Origin of the sequence: Bacillus paramobilis, assembly GCF_038096195.1 — a bacterium.
GTDB classification, from domain to species: domain Bacteria; phylum Bacillota; class Bacilli; order Bacillales; family Bacillaceae_G; genus Bacillus_A; species Bacillus_A mobilis.
The window spans coordinates 3359319-3376565 of record NZ_CP151108.1 but is presented as its reverse complement, the minus strand read 5'-3'; the positions used below and the strand labels follow the sequence as shown (position 1 = coordinate 3376565).

Below are 17247 nucleotides of genomic sequence, written 5' to 3'. Positions count from 1 at the left end.
GAAACGAATAAATTTATAAATCTGTAATTTCGGATGTTACGAAGCGTTAAATTTTTGAAGTTGAAAAATAGTGACTTGCCAAAAATAAGCACGAGAGTATAATGTGAAATGGAATACATATTGGATTCATCATGTAACCTTACAAAAATGTAAGGTGTTTGAAAGGAAATTCAATATGAAGATTGTTAGACATACATTATACTAGGGAAAGAGAAAGAGAGGCGAATGAAGATGAGCTCTGAATTAGAACAAAATACGAGAAGCAATAAAAAACGTTCTAAAAGAAGGTCAATAAAATGGTTCATTTTAATTCCATTTTTCCTACTTATTTTTGGAGGAGTAGGATATGGATCATTAATATATAATAAAGCAAAAGCGGTTGTAAGTGATGCGTATGCACAAATTGATAAATCATCAAAACGTGATAAAGAAGTTGAGCCTTTAAAGGATAACATCTCTATTTTAATTATGGGTGTAGATGGTAGTGAAATGCGAAAAAGTCAATATGGTGAAGCTGTTCGCACAGATGCACTTTTATTAGCAACAATTAATAAAGATGATAAATCAGTTAAATTAGTAAGTATTCCGCGTGATTCACGTGTATATATTCCATCTAGAAAGAAATTAGATAAAATTACACATGCACACGTATTTGGTGGTGTTGAAAGTACACGAGATACAGTGGAAAGATTTTTAAATGTTCCTGTTGATTATTATGTGAAGTTTAACTTTGAATCATTCGTACAAATTGTCGATTCACTTGGTGGTATTGATATTGATGTACCTGTTACTTTCACAGAGCAAGATAGTAAAGACCAAGCGGGTATGATTCATTTAGAAAAAGGCTTCCAACATTTAAATGGAGAACAAGCACTTGCACTTGCAAGAACGCGTAAAATTGATAGTGACGCAATGCGTGGACAAAGACAACAACTTGTAATAGAAGCAATTGCAAAAAAAGCGATGTCTGTGCAATCAATTAGCAAAATGGGTTCTTTACTTGATGCGGTTGATAAAAATATGAAAACGAACTTAACTTTCGATGATATGCTTGCGATTACAAAAAATATGGCAGGATCTAATTTAGAAATGGAAAAAATGCAAATAGAAGGTACGGATAAACGTATCGGAGGTATTTATTATTACATTCCAAACGAAAAAAATGTAAAAGATATTTCAAAAAAATTAAATGAGCATTTAGGTGTAACACCAAAACCAGTTCGAAATGAATAATAAAAAAAGATTGGCCTTTGCCAATCTTTTTTTATCCCTTTTGGAAAGAAGACTCCATCTGATTTGTGTTACGGGTGAAACCCAACAATTCAGGTGGAGATGAATTGCTGTCAAAAGGTAGGTTGAACTCTTTTGTTTCGTTCATCGGAATGGATTTGTAACTTTTCTGTAACGATTTTTTATTTTAGAAAAATTATACTCATATGTATGAGAATATTGGAGAAGCAAAAAGTAAAGAAAAATAATGAAAATCTGTAATAAGGAAAGATATCATATGCAGAAATGGATAGGCATTATGGGAATCATTTTTATGTTGACTGGATGTAAAATGTCTGAAGCTCCAACAAGTTTAATGGATGCTCCTGCCAATGAAAAATGGATTAATGAACTAAAAGAGCAAGTAGATAAAGATTTGCCTGTTAATTATCGATTGCTTACTCCAATGTCTAATAAAGATAAACAGATGATTTGGTCAATGGATTTTAAACAAGATAATAAGAAAGAAGCCATCTTGTTTTATAAATTGCCGAATGAAGATCATAGCGTATATTTAGCCGTATATGAAGAAGTCGGAAATGGCTGGAAAGTAAAGTCCACACATAGATTTGATGGTGGAGATGTAGATATCGTTGAAGTCGGTGATTTTACAGGGAACGGGAAGCGAGAGTTATTAATCGGAATTTCTGTCAATCGTGAATCGTTAGAACATGTTATGTATGTTTTTTCAGAAGAAAATGAAGATATGAAGGAAATATATAATCGAAGTTATACGAAGTTATTCATAGAGGATTTAAATAAAAATGGATTGAAAGATATAAGCCTTGTTACGTATGAAAAGGATGAGAAATTGACAGTTGAGTTCATGGAACAATTTAAGACTTTATCTGAAGCGTCATTCGATCCATTTATAAATAGCATTCAAAGAATACAAATGGGCCGCATTTCTAAATCACTAAAGGCGGTTGTAATTGACGCAGGTGTTGGCGCTCATTCAGGAATAACATATGTAGCAAAATTTGATAAAGGTCATTATGAGCCACTACCTATAGATGGAAAAGAAGATTTATTCAATGATTATGTAGTCGAAAGCAAAGATATAAATGAAGACGGCATTATTGAATTTGTTCGTACAGTGCGTCCAAAAGGTTGGGAAGAAGTATCGTACGGAGAGAGTACGATGTTTGAACGTTATATTCAGTGGAGTGAAGATGGAATTAAACCGATAGAAGAAAGATATGTAAATATAGAGAAAGGTTATTTTGTCAAAATCCCGCAAACGTTAATTGGAAAAATAACTGTCCCAGTTCAGCGAGAAGCATCAGATGTTCAAAAGTTTATAGATACTACGACAAATGAACTATGGCTTGAAGTCCATATATTTAAGCGGAAAGAATGGTTCAAAATAAAAGGTTACGAGGCAGCAGTGAAAACGGCTTCTCACGTATACGCCGTACCGAAACAACCACAATTTGAAAAAGTGAAAGCATATGTAAAACCGCTAGCGGATTATCAACAAGAGTAGGGAGGTGGAAATTATGCCAACAATTTTAGTTTTAGAAGATGAAATGCCTATCCGTAGTTTTATCGTCTTAAATTTGAAACGTGCTGGATTTTATGTGTTAGAAGCTAGTACGGGAGAAGAGGCGTTACAGATTTTATGTGAACATACTGTTGATGTAGCATTGCTTGATGTAATGTTACCAGGAATTGATGGTTTTCAAGTTTGTAAATCCATCCGGGAAGAAAATAAAAAAATAGGTATTATTATGTTAACCGCACGCGTACAAAATGAAGATAAAGTACAAGGACTAGGAATTGGTGCAGATGATTATATCGCAAAGCCGTTTAGTCCAGTGGAATTAACTGCACGTATACAATCGTTACTAAGAAGAATAGAAGTACATGATGAAAAAGCGAATACGATCATATCTGGCCCGTTTTCGTTAAATGTTATAGAAGAGAGATTATATAAAAGTGGACAATTAGTCGATTTAACCCCTACAGAGTATATGATATTACAATATTTAATGAATCAGGCTTCAAAGCCGGTTTCGCGTGATGAAATTTTAAATATGATTTGGGGAACGAATTATGTAGGTGAGACGAAAGTAGTAGATGTAAATATGAGACGGTTACGTCAAAAGATAGAATGTAATCCATCAGAACCTGAATTTATCCTTACTGTGTGGGGAAAAGGATATGTGTGGAAGGAAAGCATAAGATGAAAAGAAAAGTGACTTTATATTTTATGACGGTCATTATACTTATGCTTGTATTATTTGAAGTCGTATTTTCAGTCTCCATTTATCGATATTATTATAATGGTATTGTGCAATATATAGAATCTCATGCGAAGACAAGTACACGATTTTTCTCTGAATACAATTCACTATACTTTATTCGTTTGCAAGAATACAGCGGGGATATAATTGAGAGCTTTCAGTTAGAAGGAACTGAATTACAATTAATTGATCGCCATGGCACAATTATTCAGTCGTCAAGTGGACAAAAGGTAGAAGGTAAAGTAGTTATTCCGTATTCGTTACTAGAAGGAGAAATGTACCATCAAGTGACTACTACGAAAGAAAATGTGAAACAATTAGAAGTGATTAGTCCACTTATTCATCAAGGACAAACGATAGGTATTTTGAAATATACGACTGTTTTAACGAATGTAAATGCAAAGATTATCGAAATCATTATGTTTACTATTTCTGTAGGTATTGTTATTTCAGGCATTGTATTCTTAATTAGCAGGCGCTTAGCCAATTCATTTGTTGAGCCAATTGAATCTATCATTCAAGCATCCTCACAAATCGCAGAAGGAACGTTGAAAAATAAAATTAAAGAGGATTATCCTGGTGAATTAGGTGAGCTGGCACATAGTTTAAATCATATGTCTAATAAAATAGAACAAGCGGAACAGATGAAAAATGAATTCATTGCTTCGGTTTCTCATGAAATACGAACGCCTTTAACTGGAATTAAAGGTTGGAGTGAGACGTTAAAAACGGTAGATCATTTAACGGAAGAAGAGATAAAGCAAGGCATGGGAATTATATCAGGTGAAACAGACCGATTGATTCATTTAGTAGAAGAATTGCTAGATTTTTCAAGATTACAATCAAATCATTTCAATTTATATAAACAAAAGGTGCAATTATACGATATACTAGAGGAGACGATTTGGCAATTAACTCCTAATGCTGAAGAGAAGCAAATGCAATTCATTAAAACTATAGAACGAATTGAATTGATGGGAGATCGAAATAGGCTAAAGCAAGTTTTCTTGAATATTGTTCAAAATGCCATTAAATATTCACATAAAAATGGTAAAGTATATATTGAAGCGACTAAAAATGAAGGACAAGCAGTGATCAAGGTGAAAGACGAAGGGGTTGGAATTGCTAAAGAGCATTTACCATATATAGAACAGTCATTTTACCAGATTAATAACCACGCTACAGGTGCCGGTCTTGGTTTAGCTATCGTTAAAAAAATGGTAGAGCTTCATGGAGGTACACTTAGTTTTATAAGTAAAGAAGGAATAGGAACAACCATTTTGATAAAACTCCCATTATAATACATATATAGGTCTGTTTATATAGTGTAATAAAATAAATAGATGTATAATTATATTGGGTGATTTATATATAAGATTAATAGGGAGAGGAATTCGATAGAATGGAAAAAGCTTTTAAAATTAAACGAGTAGTAGTCGTTTTAATAGCGATTGCAGCAGTAGCTATTGGGTATTTCATGTTTCAATCCATTACGTCACCAGCAAAGGCTGTTGCAAAACAAGAAAACGTAGTACAGCTTGCAAGTGAACAACCGAAAGTAGAAATGAATAAAACGGCACCAAGTCGTTTTAATGGGAAAGAAAGAAAAGTTGCTTATCTTACATTTGATGATGGCCCAGGGAAATATACGGCTGAATTGTTAAATATGTTAAAACAGCATGATGCGAAGGCGACGTTCTTTTTAATTGGAGCGAATGTGAAAGAATTTCCGGATTTAGTGAAACGTGAAAATGCAGAGGGTCATTATGTAGGTATGCATAGTATGACACATAATTTTGCAAAGTTATATAAAAATGGCGAGTATGTAAATGAAATGAAAGAAGATCAAAGCTTAATCGCAAATATTATTGGAAAATCACCTAAATTAACACGTCCGCCATACGGTTCGATGCCTGGATTAAATGAAGGTCTTCGAAACAAAGTGGTAGAGGGCGGTTTTAAAGTATGGGATTGGACAATTGATTCATTAGATTGGAAATATAACAAAGTGCAAGTTGATGCAGCGGCAGCACAAATTGCTCAAAACGTAATAACAAATGCAACAAAACCACAGGAAGTTATTTTAATGCATGACATTCACCCACAATCAGTTGCTGCTGTGCCAGCAATTTTAAAAGGGTTAAAAGAAAAGGGTTATGAGTTTGAAGCTTATCATGAAGAGAGTCACTTCCCAGTGAATTTCTGGCATGATAACCGTATGTAATGGAGGAATGAACGTTGAAGTATAGAAAAGTAGCAGTAGTTGGAGCACTATCAGTAGGACTATTAACAGGTTGTTTCGGTGAAAAAACAGAAGAAAATCTTTATACAGCTTTTGAAACAGCGGCAACACAAGAAAAATCATTAGTTGATGAAGCGAAGAAGTTAGAGAAGTTAGAGAAGGAAGGTCAAGAGCTATATTCTCAAATTTTACAAGAAGGTAAAGATCATAATGACGCTGTTATGAAGAAGATAGAGCAAGCTACTGCAAATGTAGATGACCGTGAAAAAGTATTAAAAACTGAGAAAGAAATGCTAGAAAAAGCTCAGAAAGAAACGAAATCTGTGCAAGGAAATATAGAGAAGCTTGAAGATAAGAAGTTACAAAAACAAGCGAAAGCAGTAGAAGAGTCGTATAAAAACCGTTATGATGCATTCCAGAAGATGAATGAAAATTATACGAAGGCGTTAGCGACTGAAAAAGAACTGTATGAAAAATTAAAAGTAAAAGAAACGAAATTAAAAGAGATTGGTGAAAAAGTTAAAGCTGTTAATGAATCAACTGTGGAAGCACAAAAATCAAAAGAGCAATTTAACAATTTTACAAAAGAGTATAATGACAGTAAATTAGCATTCTACAAAGATGCAGAGATTAAGATTAAAGATCAGAAATAAAGAAGAATCTTAAGCATAATAAAAAGCCGGAGAAACATCGTCACAAATGTTTTTTCGGCTTTTTACGTTAAATGAATAGAAAAGGCTGGAATTGATATCATAAAAGAGTTATAGTGAATTATTCCAAGGGAAACATTGTAAAGTAAGGAGAATGGAAATATGTCATATGAATTTTTACTCAAATTAGGTTTAGCACTCTTTTTAGGATTATTCATCGGGATAGATAGGCAGCTAAAGAATAAACCACTTGGTGTGAAAACAAGTATGGTTATTTCTGTAGCAAGTTGTTTAATTACGATGGTTTCAATTGAAGCCGTACATGTATATTCTGTTCCAGGGCATACAAATATGGATCCAATGCGTCTAGCTGCTCAAATTGTGAGTGGGATTGGTTTTCTTGGGGCAGGTGTTATTTTACGAAGAAGTAATGACGTTATTTCTGGATTAACGACAGCTTCTATGGTGTGGGCTGCTTCAGCTTTAGGTATAGCAATTGGGGCGGGATTTTATTTACAAGCGACGGTTGCTATGATTTTAATTATTTTAGCAATTAACGTACTTCCACAACTTGTGAAAATTGCAGGTCCGTATTCATTAAGACAAAAGGATTTATCTATAAAAATTACTGTAAAAGAGCATCATGAGTTAGATGGTATATTTAAGCAAATCAAAAATTTAGGTATGCATGTGAAACGAGTGAAAATTAAAGATATAGATAGTGGAGCATTTCAGCAACTGGAGATGGTTATTTTAGCTCCAGAGGATTTATATACAACAGAGTTATATAGTTCCCTAAAAGAGATTGACCGAGTAGTTTCAGTTGAAGTGGAAAGTAGATAATTGTGAAAAAAAGAGTGAAGTGAATTCACTCTTTTTTTATTTGGATTTTTAAGGGAATAAATTGATATAATGATGAGTAAACAAGGGGGAGAAATGATGGAAATACATATTAGAAGAGCAATAAAAGATGATATACCAGGTATAGCAAAGGTGCATGCTGATAGCTGGAAAACAACGTATAAAGGGATATTTGCTGACGAAATTTTAGAAAATATAACATATGAGCAACGAGAAAAACAATGGGAAACCATTTTTCAACAAGAAGATAAATACCCATATAGATTTGTAGCAGAGACGTTAGATGGAACAATAATTGGGTTCATTGACGGGGGAGTTGAAAGAAGTGGTGCATATAATTGTGACGGGGAATTATATGCGATCTACCTTTTACAAGAGTATCAAGGAATGAAAATAGGACAAAAGTTATTTCAAGCTTTATTATCGGAATGTATAAACAATGATATGCAATCACTTTTAGTTTGGGTTGTTACGAATAATCCTTCTAAAAAGTTTTATGAAAAATATAATCCAGAAAAAATTGATACAAAATTTTTAGAGCGAGTACAGGTAGAAGAGACAGCATATTGTTGGAGGGATATAAATAATATTATTATGTAAACTTTATGTTTGAAAGAGGTATACCAATTAAGGTATACCTCTTTTGTTTAACTATTTTGAAGGGGATTACTAATGAAAAAAGTAAGTATGTAGTTTGAAAGTGAGAATTTTTTTCGTGTATTTTTAACTAGATTAAAGAAAAGAGGGAAAATAAGGAAAATTAAATTAGATAAAAAAATTCTGAAATATACTATTGAATTGAATATCATTATCAATTAGAATCATAGTTGATAACGATATTCAATTATCAATTGTAATATGAAATTCTCATAGCGTTAATATAAAGAGGAGGACCAACATGCAGCATGCGAAACAAATCGCAGAACATGCAACATTACAAAGCTTTTTAAACTGTTATTTAAGAGAAACAGGGAGTGGAGAATGGATTACGGAGGATGAAAGAATAGTAAGTATCTTCAGTAATAAGTTGAATAGAGATACAGTCCCCACATATTTATGTTGCCGACTATCGGCGCAGAACGTTACTTTGTATGGAGAAGTTATATATAAATCAGCAACAGATCGCCACTTGTTTGGAGAACAATTTTATTATCAAATGGGAGAAAATAAGAATATTATAAAAGCAGATTACGTTACAGTTATTACATTCTTAATAAAAGAGATGTCTATCAACTACGGAGAAGGGACGAATCCTGCCGAACTTATGCTTCGAGTTATACGTAGTTGTCAAAATATTGAGGAATTTATAAAAGAGAGAATAGAAGATACATCTGTATTATACGGTTTCCATACATCCTTTATAGAGGCGGAGCAATCTTTATTATTTGGACATTTAACGCATCCAACGCCAAAGAGTAGACAAGGTATTTTGGAATGGAAAAACGCAATGTATTCTCCAGAATTAAAAGGAGAATGTCAGCTTCATTATTTTAGAGCACATAAAAGTATAGTAAATGAAAAATCATTATTATTTGATTCTGCAACAGTAATTCTAAAAGAAGAGTTACGTAATGATGAGATGGTGAGTAAGGAATTTATATCGAAGTATTGTAAGGAAGATGAATATTCATTACTTCCAATTCATCCCCTTCAGGCAGAATGGCTATTACACCAATCTTACGTACAGGATTGGTTAAATCAAGGAGTACTTGAATATATCGGTCCGGCCGGTAAGTATTATATGGCAACATCATCACTTAGGACGTTATATCATCCCCACTCAAAATATATGCTTAAGTTTTCATTTCCAGTAAAAGTAACAAATTCAATGCGCATTAACAAATTGAAGGAACTAGAAAGTGGTCTTGAAGGAAAGGAAATGCTAAATACAGCGATTGGTGAAGTGCTAGAAAAGTTTCCGGGTTTTGATTTTATTTGTGATCCAGCATTTATTACATTAAATTACGGAGCAGAAGAATCTGGATTTGAAGTAATAATACGAGAAAATCCTTTTTATAGAGAACATGCAAATGACGCTACATTAATTGCTGGACTAGTTCAAGATGCTATACCTGGAGAGCGTACTCGTTTATCGAATATTATTCATCGACTAGCAGATGTAGAAAGTAGAAGCTGCGAAGAAGTCAGTTTAGAGTGGTTCAGACGATATATGAATATTTCTTTAAAGCCGATGGTATGGATGTATTTACGTTATGGTGTTGCATTAGAAGCTCATCAACAAAATAGTGTTGTTCAGCTAAAGGACGGTTATCCGGTTAAATATTATTTCCGTGATAATCAAGGGTTTTATTTCTGTAATTCAATGAAAGAGATGCTTAATAATGAGTTAGCTGGTATTGGAGAACGTACTGGAAATTTATATGACGATTATATTGTAGATGAAAGATTTCGTTACTACTTAATTTTTAATCATATGTTTGGACTCATTAACGGTTTTGGCACAGCAGGATTAATTCAGGAGGAAATTCTTCTCTCTGAATTAAGATCTGTACTTGAGTCGTTCCTTCCTTATAACCGTGAGCCTTCTACCTTTTTAAGAGAATTGTTAGAAGAGGATAAGTTGGCATGTAAAGCCAATTTATTAACGAGATTTTTTGATGTCGATGAGTTAAGTAATCCTTTAGAACAAGCAATTTACGTACAGGTACAGAATCCGCTCGTTAGAGAAGTGGCTGTTCGTTCATAAATAACGTTAAAATTTCACGTAATACAAATAATGGTATTTCTCGTAAGGTGGAGGGGGTTATGAGGGTGGACATGTATCATACGAAAATATTGAAGGCGCTTGAATCAGAAGATTACATTTCAGTGCGAAGAAGAGTGTTACGTCAATTAGTAGAATCGTTAATTTATGAGAGAATCATTACGCCAGTTCGTATAGAAAGTGAAGAACAAATTCTCTTTATAATACAAGGACTTGATGAAGAGAACAAAAGTGTCACGTATAAATGCTATGGAAGAGAACGAATGACATTTGGACGTATTTCTATAGATTCATTAATAGTAAGATTTCAAGAGGAAAAACAAGAAGTACAATCAGTTTCGCAATTTTTAGAAGAAGTTTTTCGAGTTGTTAACGTAGAACAAACGAAATTAGATTCTTTTATTCACGAATTAGAACAAACGATATTTAAGGACACGGTTGCACAATATGAAAGACATAATAAGGTGAAATATACTCAAAAATCATACGATGACTTTGAAAGCCATTTAATAGACGGTCACCCATATCATCCTAGCTATAAAGCGCGCATTGGATTTCAATATCGCGACAATTTTCAATATGGATATGAATTTATGAGGCCAATAAAACTTATATGGATTGCAGCCCATAAGAAATATGCAGCTGCAGGTTATGAAAATGAAGTGGTTTATGACAATATTTTAAAAGGTGAGATAGGCGCGCATACATTAGAAACGTATATGGAACGAATTCACAGTGCGGGATGTAATCCAAAACAGTACGTGTTTATACCTGTTCATCCTTGGCAATGGGAGAATTTCATCATTCAAAATTACGCTGATCATATACAGGATAAAAATATTATTTATTTAGGACAATCAGCGGATGATTATTGCGCGCAACAATCAATGAGGACGTTAAGAAATGTTACGCATCCAAAGAGACCATATGTAAAGTTGTCGTTGAACATACTTAACACTTCAACACTCCGTACGCTGAAACCATATTCAGTTGTGAGTGCACCAGCTATATCGAATTGGTTAAGTGATATCGTAAGTCGGGATTCTTATTTAAGGGATGAATCACGCATCATTTTGTTAAAAGAATTTTCGAGTGTAACGTATGATACGAATAAGAAAGCCACATATGGTTCATTAGGATGCATTTGGCGTGAAAGTGTTCATCTTCATTTAGATGAGCAAGAGGATGCGGTTCCCTTTAACGGCTTATATGCAAAAGAGAAAGATGGTACACCAGTTATTGATACATGGTTAAACAAATATGGGATAGAAAATTGGCTACGATTACTGATTCGAAAAGCAATCATACCAGTTATACATCTTGTTGTAGAGCATGGGATGACGTTAGAATCACACGGACAAAATATGATTTTAGTTCATAAAGAAGGGCTACCTGTCCGTATTGCATTAAAGGATTTCCATGAAGGACTTGAGTTTTATCGTCCATTCTTAAAAGAAGTTAATAAATGTCCGGACTTTACTAAAATGCATAAAACGTATGCGAATGGAAAAATGAATGATTTCTTTGAAATGGATCGTATTGAATGTTTACAAGAGATGGTATTAGATGCACTGTTCTTATTTAATGTAGGAGAATTAGCTTTCGTACTTACGGATGAATATGATTGGAAAGAAGAAAGTTTTTGGATGATAGTTGTCGAAGAAATTGAAAATCATTTTAGAAAATATCCACACTTGAAAGATAGATTTGAAAGTATTCAGCTATACACTCCTACATTCTATGCTGAGCAATTAACGAAGCGTCGATTATATATGGATGTGGAATCGCTCGTTCATGAAGTTCCAAATCCATTGTATAGAGCAAGACAACTAAACAAACAAAATCCAGTTGTTACAGGGGGAAATTATGCTAATCGTTAATAAAGAAGAGTATAGCAAAAGTGATTTTGATTTGAGGTTACAAGTTTATGAGGAAATGGAGCAATTTCAAGAAGTAGTAGGAAATAGGTTTGCGCTTTGTCTGAAAGATCCATTCGATATTATTACGCTTGTGTTTTTCTTAAAAGAAAAGAAAGCCTCAGTTTTACTTATACATGAAGATACGCCAAAAGAAACGGCTATTGAAATGGCAAAGCGTGCAAATTGTATTGGGATTTTATATGGAGAATATAGCGGTTTTACGAAATTAGAAGTAGTGAACGCTTTATTAGAAGAGCCTTCTTTATTGCAATATAGTTCTGGAACAACAGGAGAACCAAAACTGATTCGTAGAGCATGGACGGAAGTGGATACAGAAATTACTGCTTATAATGAATCTTTAAACTGTGAAGTAGATGAAGTGCCGATCGTTATGGCTCCTGTTTCACATTCATACGGACTAATATGTGGTACGTTATCTGCAATTACAAGGGGAAGTAAACCTATCATCATTACGAATAAAAACCCTAAATTCGCATTAAATATCGTTCGCCATACAGAAAAACATATCATATATGCAGTACCACTTATGTTACATATTATGGGGAGTTTCCCGCAAGGAACGTATCAGTTTCATAAAATTATGACATCTGGAGCACCTTTGCCAGAAGCATTATTTTATAAACTAAAAGAAACGACAACATATATGATGCAGCAATATGGTTGTTCTGAAGCAGGTTGTATTAGTATATGTCATGATATGAAAAGCCATTTAGATTTAGGGAAGCCACTACCTCATGCGAGTATAAGCATCGGTTCAGATGAAAATATGCCTGAAGAAATCGTAGTGAAAATGAACGATAAGGAAATTTTCACGAAAGATTTGGGGTATAAGACGGAGCGAGGCCTTCATTTTATGGGGCGCATGGATGATGTGATTAACGTTTCAGGATTAAAAGTCTTTCCTTTAGAGGTAGAAGAAACAATGCTTCGACTAGAAGGTGTTCAAGAGGCAATTGTATATCGAGGGAAACATCCCGTGATGGGCGAAATTGTTAAAGCGAAAGTCATCTCCCATGTTGATCCAGTGCGAATAAGAGAATGGTGTATGCAGCATTTACCATCTTATAAAGTTCCACATGAGATTGAAAGTGTAACTGAGATTCCGAAAAATAAAACTGGAAAAGTAAGTAGAAAGCTACTAGAGATGGGAGAGGTTACAACATGAGACGTGAAACATTAAAAAATGAAATTTTGAAAATTATGATAGAAAAAATGGAACTAAAAAATGTAACACATTTAGAAGAAACGATGCGTTTGAACCAAGATTTATATATAGATTCGGTAATGATGTTACAGCTTATAGTATACATAGAAATGGATGTAAAGCTATGCGTTCCAGAGGATGAGGTAGACCCAAAAGCGTTTCTTACTGTAGGATCTTTACTTGATTTTATGGAGGAGTTACAACCGGTATAAGAAGTAAATGTGAATAATTAGCCTTTAGGAAAGTGGATGAGAATATGACTTCAATTAAAGTGCACTGTTTAGTGAGTTGTTTTTGCGAAATTATAAAAAGGCGTAGTGATATTGATTTTCGTCCCTTTTATTTCGGACTATGGGACGGCGATTTTGATATAACAGAAGGCGGCATTATTTCGTATCACTCCGAAAATATTAACCACGATAATTATTTATTATGGTATGAAAAGTTGTATGGCATAAAAGTGAACGAATGGTATGATTATGCAAAAGATAAGGATAGCAATGTAGAAACGTTTTTACAATTAGTAGAAAACAAGCCAGAGAATCGCTATGTCATTGTAATGGTTGATATGTCTCTATTGCCAGAGAGGGAAAATAAATTCCATCAAAAACCGTTTCCGCATTACTTAATGATATCAAAGACAGAGAAAGAAGAAGAATGGTTCATGCTAGATCCTGATTTTCGCTGGGAAGGGAATATGGAAAGAGAAAAAGTACTTCACTCTGTTCGAGATAACCCATTTGGCGGAGGGTATTTCATTGATATAGAAAAAATTCAGGAGCCAACAGAAGAAATGGTAGCGAGTTATTTCATAGAAACTTTCAAAAGAAACGATAATGAATTGACTATGGAGCTGAAAAATTTAATTATAAAAATGGCAAATGAAGTAGAAGGGTATTCGCTTTCTAGTCTTGTAGCGGCAGTCAAACAAATACCAGTACTTGCAATACGTAAATATAGTTATGAACATGCCTTTGCATACTTCCGTGAAACGTTGCAATATTCGGAGCAAGAGTTTGATTATTGGTGTGATCGGGTAGAAGATATTGTACAAGGATTTACAAATGTACAGTATCGTGCAATTAAAATGGCAATGATGAATAATAAAGGTATGTTATTAGCAATTGTTGAAAAGTTGGATGAAATGAATGCAATTGAACTGCAGATTAAGGGTGAACTAGAGAAACAGTTTTTGTTATGGAGAAAAATGGAGAAAAATCAGTCTGTCTTAACTAGTGCAAGTTCATTGAATTTAATATAAGGGTAACTAACTGTTACGATTTATTTAACCAATTATAACGAAAGTTAATTAAATATATCAGTAAGCCCTGCTAGTCAAGTGATTGGCTAGTAGTGAGGGTTAACTGCGGGCAATCCCTAAAGCTGATTGAACTACAACGTGGCTAGAAATGGCGAGCGTGAATGTCGCGAAAGCAGAAAAAATCAATCAGATGATGCAAGGTTAAATCCTAAACATTAGAACAATGGGTCTTCCGCCTCGAATCATCTAAGTCAAAATGGATAAGATGAACGTTCAACGACTATCTCGTATAACTGACGAGAGTACACCACAAGCCTATGGTGGTGGAAAAATCCTCTATCTCTAAAGAGATAAACATATAGTCTGCGCTCATGTGAAAACATGAGAAGTTCATAAGAGAACTGGCTAAGGAATTGCGCCCTTAGTTGAACAAGATAAATTTTATTGAATCTATCAAACTTTATTGAATTTATCGAACGTACGTGCTACGTTTGGTTCGATGAGGTGAGAATAATAATGAAATTTTCACGAGTTAGTCAAGTATCGGAATTAACAGGTTTGTATCCTGGTAGTCTTAGGAGAATGCTGGTGGAACACGCTACGATTCAGAAGAACAAATCTTTCATTAAAGGAGTTACATTCTGATGATATTGGCGAAGAAAGTCAGACTGATTCCAACGCCTGAACAAGAAAAAGTGCTTAGAAACCATGCTGGTGCTGCAAGATTTGCTTATAACTATTGTAAAAGAATGAGTGATAGATACTATAAGCTATTTGGAAAATTTGTTTCACAGTTAGCTTTACAGAAACGATTTACAAAGATCAAGAAGCGAAAGAAATATGAGTGGTTAAAAGACATCAATGCACAAGTTCTTAAACAGGCTTCAAAAGATTTTGATACGGCGAGGAAACATTCGTTCAAAAAGTACAAAAATGGTTATCACACTTCTTATAAATCAAAAAAAGATTTAATCCAAGGATTTTATGCTAATTATGAAAGACTGATTATAGGAAAGAAAGTAGTTCATATTCAGTCTATTGGAGAAGTGAAAACAAGCCAACAACTACCAAGAAACAAAAAACCATCCAATCCAAGAGTTACATTTGACGGTCGTTACTGGTGGATTAGTGTAGGATTCCAAGAAGACTTTGAATTACAAGAACTAACCGATGAGTCGATTGGTGTGGATGTTGGTTTAAAAGAGCTGTTGGTAGATTCTAATGGTATGAAAGAACGAAATATAAACAAAGATGCCAAGGTTAAAAAACTTTTGAAAAGGAAAAAGTCAGCACAAAGAGATATGTCTAGGAGATTTAAAAAAGGTGTAAAAATTCAATCTGCCGGATATGAAAAAGCGAAAGCTGAGCACCTGCGGTTATCTAGGAAAATTACGAATATCCGAAATAACCATATCCATCAAGCGACAGCTAAATTGGTGAAAACCAAACCAATGAGGATTGTTGTGGAAGACTTATCTATCTCAAACCTGTTAAAAAACAAAAAACTATCGAAAGAATTTTCATTTCAAAAATTAAACTTCTTCTTTCAATGTTTATCATACAAGTGCGAGAAGTATGGCATTGAGTATGTAAAAGCTGATAAATGGTTCGCTTCAAGCAAGATTTGCTCATGTTGCGGCGTAAAATACGACCATTCAGTTCAATCAGAAGGACAGTGGAGTTTAAAAATACGTGAGTGGTGTTGTGCTTCATGCAATAGCCATCACGATAGGGATGTAAATGCTGCGATAAATTTATCAAGGTGGGTAAAATAATTGCTTGATAATAGGAGGTAACGATACTGCCTCGTGTGGAGTGTTATACCCCTCGTCCCTTCGGGGTTGCGAGAACACGATGAAGCACTAACTCGTGTAAATTTGATTGGATTGTATAGATTTAGTTAAGTTTATCGTATCGGAGTTCGAACCTATGAAATATTCATTATGTACTATTTCCTTTCGCCATCAATTAATTTCATTTACTGATATTGTTCAATTTGCATATGAAAACGGCTTTGAAGGAATTGAATTGTGGGGGACACATGCACAAAATTTGTATATGCAAGAATATGAAACGACAGAACGAGAATTGAATTGTTTAAAAAATAAAAACTTGGAAATTACAATGATAAGTGATTACTTAGACATATCATTGTCGGCAGATTTTGAAAAAACGATAGAGAAATGTGAACAACTTGCAATACTAGCTAATTGGTTTAAAACGAACAAAATTCGTACGTTTGCTGGACAAAAAGGTAGCGAAGATTTCTCGGAACAGGAGAGAAAAGAATATGTGAATCGTATTCGCATCATTTGTGAAGTATTTGCTCAGCATAATATGTATGTACTTTTAGAAACACATCCAAATACGTTAACGGATACGCTGCCTTCTACTTTGGAATTATTAGGAGAAGTAGATCATCCGAATTTGAAAATAAACCTGGATTTTCTTCATATATGGGAGTCTGGAGCAAATCCAATAGACAGCTTCCAGCGACTAAAGCCGTGGATACAACATTATCATTTTAAGAATATATCGTCAGCAGATTATTTACATGTGTTTGAGCCGAATAATGTATATGCAGCAGCGGGAAGTCGAATTGGTATGGTTCCATTATTTGAAGGTGTCGTAAATTATGATGAGATTATTCAGGAAGTGAGAGATACTGACCATTTCGCTTCACTCGAATGGTTTGGACATCATGCGAAAGATATATTAAAAAAAGAAATGAAAGTATTAATAAATAGAAATTTAGAAGTAGTAACTTCTTAATATAAAATGATGTAAGAGTCTCTCATTGTAGAGACTCTTTTTTTAAAAATACAAATAACCAAAAATTACCATGTATT

The 17247-nt window shown here is 33.9% G+C and carries 15 protein-coding genes; all 15 read left to right on the top strand.

Translation table 11 applies throughout. From position 1 onward, the window contains the following. Positions 1 to 231 precede the first annotated feature (231 nt). On the top strand, positions 232 to 1233 hold the full coding sequence (locus tag AABL52_RS17270) for an LCP family protein (RefSeq protein WP_000093639.1): 1002 nt from the start codon (positions 232 to 234) through the stop codon (positions 1231 to 1233). Between the two features lie 274 nt (positions 1234 to 1507). Next, positions 1508 to 2755: a hypothetical protein gene (locus AABL52_RS17265; RefSeq protein WP_097843383.1), complete on the top strand. Its 1248-nt coding sequence runs from the start codon at positions 1508 to 1510 to the stop codon at positions 2753 to 2755. 13 nt (positions 2756 to 2768) lie between these two features. Next, positions 2769 to 3458 (top strand): response regulator transcription factor, encoded by a 690-nt coding sequence (locus tag AABL52_RS17260; RefSeq protein ID WP_001142160.1) that lies wholly within the window; start codon positions 2769 to 2771, stop codon positions 3456 to 3458. Further along, complete coding sequence (locus tag AABL52_RS17255) at positions 3455 to 4816, top strand: sensor histidine kinase (protein ID WP_098873312.1); 1362 nt, start codon at positions 3455 to 3457, stop codon at positions 4814 to 4816. Before AABL52_RS17260 ends, AABL52_RS17255 begins: the two co-directional genes overlap by 4 nt. Positions 4817 to 4917: 101 nt before the next feature. Continuing rightward, positions 4918 to 5739, top strand: coding sequence for a peptidoglycan-N-acetylglucosamine deacetylase (locus AABL52_RS17250; protein ID WP_000409392.1), 822 nt, complete (start codon positions 4918 to 4920; stop codon positions 5737 to 5739). Between the two features lie 14 nt (positions 5740 to 5753). Beyond that, positions 5754 to 6410, top strand: coding sequence for a YkyA family protein (locus tag AABL52_RS17245; RefSeq protein ID WP_341518036.1), 657 nt, complete (start codon positions 5754 to 5756; stop codon positions 6408 to 6410). A 159-nt stretch (positions 6411 to 6569) separates the two neighbouring features. Then, positions 6570 to 7250, top strand: coding sequence for an MgtC/SapB family protein (locus AABL52_RS17240; protein ID WP_000119503.1), 681 nt, complete (start codon positions 6570 to 6572; stop codon positions 7248 to 7250). A gap of 69 nt (positions 7251 to 7319) precedes the next feature. Further along, complete coding sequence (locus AABL52_RS17235) at positions 7320 to 7868, top strand: GNAT family N-acetyltransferase (protein ID WP_002071419.1); 549 nt, start codon at positions 7320 to 7322, stop codon at positions 7866 to 7868. Between the two features lie 298 nt (positions 7869 to 8166). Then, positions 8167 to 9975, top strand: a complete 1809-nt coding sequence (locus AABL52_RS17230; RefSeq protein ID WP_341518035.1) for an IucA/IucC family protein — start codon at positions 8167 to 8169, stop codon at positions 9973 to 9975. A gap of 59 nt (positions 9976 to 10034) precedes the next feature. Beyond that, positions 10035 to 11873 carry an IucA/IucC family protein gene (locus tag AABL52_RS17225; RefSeq protein WP_341518034.1) on the top strand — a complete coding sequence of 613 codons (1839 nt, stop codon included), beginning with the start codon at positions 10035 to 10037 and terminating at the stop codon, positions 11871 to 11873. Beyond that, positions 11860 to 13098 (top strand): AMP-binding protein, encoded by a 1239-nt coding sequence (locus tag AABL52_RS17220; protein WP_341518033.1) that lies wholly within the window; start codon positions 11860 to 11862, stop codon positions 13096 to 13098. Before AABL52_RS17225 ends, AABL52_RS17220 begins: the two co-directional genes overlap by 14 nt. Beyond that, on the top strand, positions 13095 to 13349 hold the full coding sequence (gene asbD / locus AABL52_RS17215) for a petrobactin biosynthesis protein AsbD (RefSeq protein ID WP_001250754.1): 255 nt from the start codon (positions 13095 to 13097) through the stop codon (positions 13347 to 13349). The genes AABL52_RS17220 and asbD overlap by 4 nt, the downstream gene beginning before the upstream one ends. 44 nt (positions 13350 to 13393) lie before the next feature. Further along, positions 13394 to 14398 (top strand): DUF6005 family protein, encoded by a 1005-nt coding sequence (locus tag AABL52_RS17210; protein ID WP_341518032.1) that lies wholly within the window; start codon positions 13394 to 13396, stop codon positions 14396 to 14398. 644 nt (positions 14399 to 15042) lie between these two features. Further along, positions 15043 to 16173: an RNA-guided endonuclease InsQ/TnpB family protein gene (locus AABL52_RS17205; protein ID WP_341518031.1), complete on the top strand. Its 1131-nt coding sequence runs from the start codon at positions 15043 to 15045 to the stop codon at positions 16171 to 16173. 154 nt (positions 16174 to 16327) lie between these two features. Continuing rightward, positions 16328 to 17170: a sugar phosphate isomerase/epimerase family protein gene (locus AABL52_RS17200; protein ID WP_341518030.1), complete on the top strand. Its 843-nt coding sequence runs from the start codon at positions 16328 to 16330 to the stop codon at positions 17168 to 17170. The last annotated feature ends 77 nt before the right edge of the window (positions 17171 to 17247 follow it).